Origin of the sequence: Mesorhizobium sp. M2A.F.Ca.ET.067.02.1.1 (assembly GCF_004023285.1) — a bacterium.
Classification (GTDB): Bacteria; Pseudomonadota; Alphaproteobacteria; order Rhizobiales; family Rhizobiaceae; genus Mesorhizobium.
Genome location: NZ_RZSB01000884.1, coordinates 1 through 2220 on the forward strand (window position 1 = coordinate 1; position 2220 = coordinate 2220).

A 2220-nucleotide genomic window follows, 5' to 3' on the forward strand; every position below is an offset into this window, starting at 1 on the left:
TCGGTGCGGCGCCTGCGGTCCTCCCCCATCTTCCAGGTGCCCTGGCCCAGCACCGGAACGGCCTCGCCGGACGGCAGCTTGAGGGTCCTGACTGTTGACGGCATGGCTTCCTCCGCGTGGGCCAGATGGCAGCATAGCCACAACCGGAAATCCAGACCAAAGCCGTCTGGCCGCTTGGATTTCCCGGTAGCGGCTACTTCGCCGGGTGCTTGGCGAGCCAGTCTTTCATTTCCTTGATCTCGGCTTCCTGCGCCTTGACCACGCCTTCGGCGAGCTTGCGGATTTCCGGATCCTTGCCGTTGGCGATCACCACCTTGGCCATGTCGATGGCGCCCTGATGATGCGGGATCATGCCACGGACGAAATCGACATCGGCATTGCCGGTGTATTTGATCGCCATGTCCTTGTGCATCTTCTTCATTGCCGCCTCATAGCCCGCCGTGGCCGGGCTCTGGGCGCCCATGGCCATCTTGGACATGTCGTGCTTCATCTCCTCCGACGAGGCCGGCACGCTTTCGAGGAAGACGGCAAGCAGCATTCCCGCCGCCATCAAAAGCAGCACGATTTTCTTGGCCAGGGTCATTCAAGGTCTCCTTGTGGTTGAGGTTCGTATCTGGGAGCTTCCTTCAGAGTTTCAACGTCGTCAGTCGCAAAGCATTGGCAATGACCGACACCGACGACAGGCTCATCGCCGCCGCCGCTATCATCGGCGACAGAAGCGTGCCGGTGAGCGGATAGAGCACGCCGGCCGCGACCGGCACGCCAAGCACGTTGTAGAGGAAGGCGAAGAACAGGTTCTGGCGGATGTTGCGGATCGTCGCCTGGGCCAGCGTGCGCGCCCTGACGATGCCGTTGAGGTCACCCTTGACCAGCGTGATGCCGGCGCTTTCGACCGCGACATCGGCGCCGGTGCCCATGGCGATGCCGACATCGGCGCCGGCCAGCGCCGGCGCATCGTTGACGCCGTCTCCGGCCATGGCCACGCCAGCGCCGCTCGCGCGCAGCTGCTCGACCAGCGCGCCCTTCTCATCCGGCAGCAGGCCGGCGCGGACCTCGTCGATGCCAAGCTTGCCGGCGATCGCTTTTGCCGTGCGCTCGTTGTCGCCGGTTGCCATGATGATCCTCAGACCCCTATCGTGCAGGGCCTTGATCGCCTCGGCCGTCGTTGCCTTCACGGGATCGGCCACTGCGACGATGCCGGCGAAGCCGCCGTCGACGGCCACGAACATGGCCGTCTTGCCTTCGGCCTGCATCGCCTCGGCATTGGCCGCCGGCGTTTCGACGCCGAGGTCCGCCATCATCGCCGCATTGCCGAGCGCGACCTTCCTGCCCGTAACCGTGCCCGAGACGCCCTTGCCGGTGACGGCTTCGAAATCGACGGCTTCGGCCAGCTTCAGGCCGCGCGCGGCGGCGCCCTCGACGATCGCCTCGGCCAGCGGATGCTCCGAGCCCTTTTCGAGCGCGGCGGCAAGACCCAGCAGATCGTTCTCATCGATATTTCCGGCCGCGACGACATCGGTAAGCCGCGGCTTGCCTTCGGTCAGCGTGCCGGTCTTGTCGACGATCAGCGTGTCGACCGAGGCGAAACGCTCCAGCGCCGCCGCTTCCTTGATGAGCACGCCGGCATGCGCGCCGCGGCCGGTCGCCGTCATGATCGACATCGGCGTCGCCAGACCGAGCGCGCAGGGACAGGCGATGATCAGCACCGACACAGCCGAGACGATGGCGAAGATCAGGCTGGGCTCTGGGCCGAGGAACGCCCAGGCGACGAAGGCGATGATGGCGACGAGCACCACGGCCGGCACGAAATAGAAGGACACGCGGTCGGCCAGCCCCTGAATCGGCGCGCGCGAGCGCTGCGCCTTGGCGACCATCTCGACGATGCGCGACAGCGTGGTCTCGGCGCCGCCCTTCTCGGCGCGCATGACCAGCGAGCCGTTCTTGTTCAGCGTGCCGCCGGTAAGCGCGGAGCCTTCCGTCTTTTCGACCGGCAGCGGCTCGCCCGTGATCATCGATTCGTCGATCGCCGAGCGACCTTCCAGCACGGTGCCGTCGACCGGAACGGCGTCGCCCGGACGAATGCGCAGCCGGTCGCCCGTCTGCACGCTGTCGAGCGGCACATCCTTCTCGGAACCGTCGGCGCCGATCAGACGCGCCGTTTTCGGGGCAAGGTCGAGGAGCGCGCGAATGGCCGAGCCGGTGCGCTCGCGGGCCCTGAGT

Annotated in this window: 2 protein-coding genes and 1 pseudogene; all 3 read right to left on the reverse strand. The window is 66.4% G+C overall.

The genetic code is table 11. The features are described from left to right. A pseudogene (locus EOA28_RS41210) lies at positions 1–104 on the reverse strand (aldo/keto reductase); the annotation flags it as partial. An 89-nt stretch (positions 105–193) separates the two neighbouring features. After that, on the reverse strand, positions 194–583 hold the full coding sequence (locus EOA28_RS33215; protein ID WP_127249402.1) for a DUF305 domain-containing protein: 390 nt from the start codon (positions 581–583) through the stop codon (positions 194–196). Between the two features lie 43 nt (positions 584–626). Beyond that, the coding region (locus EOA28_RS33220) for a copper-translocating P-type ATPase (protein ID WP_148671022.1) at positions 627–2220 on the reverse strand (1594 nt) is incomplete at its 5' end.

What these genes read in the sequence shown, in the direction of transcription:
- EOA28_RS33215 (WP_127249402.1), bottom strand. Translation starts at nt 583, where the DNA reads ATGACCCTGGCCAAGAAAATCGTGCTGCTTTTGATGGCGGCGGGAATG.